Origin of the sequence: Mesorhizobium sp. M7A.F.Ca.ET.027.03.2.1, from assembly GCF_003999175.1 — a bacterium.
Taxonomy (GTDB): Bacteria; Pseudomonadota; Alphaproteobacteria; order Rhizobiales; family Rhizobiaceae; genus Mesorhizobium.
This window is the reverse complement of the sequence record NZ_RZOM01001827.1, coordinates 1-530: the sequence shown is the minus strand read 5'-3', so window position 1 is coordinate 530 and position 530 is coordinate 1. Positions and strand designations below refer to the sequence as shown.

Genomic DNA, 530 nt, shown 5'->3' with positions numbered 1-530 from the left:
GTGGAAAACCGGACAGGCCGGCCAGGCACAGAAGTTGGAGCGCCCGTTCGCGATAGGCCTGGAACTGCTCCGGCGTGCTGTCCACGTAAGGCGCCGGACCAGGCACGGTCGGCAGGACAAGGAAGCCGTTCCTGCCGAGCAGGGCGTTCAGTTCGCCGCGAAAGGTCAGACGTCGCACCTTCTCGGCCTGGGCTGTCCTGTCATCGACGGCACGGCCAAAGCCGAAACGCTCCTCGACACCGGGGCCGAGGCCGCGCTCGCCGCTGGTGATCCATTCGCCATGCACCGCCCAGGCCTCCCTGGCCTGCAGCCGGCGAAAGCACCAATAGAGTTCATCGGGAGATGAGGAGAAGCGGATTGCCGGCGTCGCCGGCACGCCGAAGACCGCGCCCGCCAGCCCCTTCATTTCACTATATTCGGCCAGCGCCGGGCGGGCGACCAATCCATCCAGCCAATCCAGCGCCAGCGGCCGGTCCAACACGTGCTGGTGCGGATCGCGGCCGAGCAGCAGCTTGCCGACGGTCTCGTAG

Annotated in this window: 1 pseudogene; it reads right to left on the bottom strand. The window is 67.4% G+C overall.

Features of this window, described 5'->3' with window-relative positions:
* A pseudogene (locus EN750_RS38305) lies at positions 1-530 on the bottom strand (amidase); the annotation flags it as partial.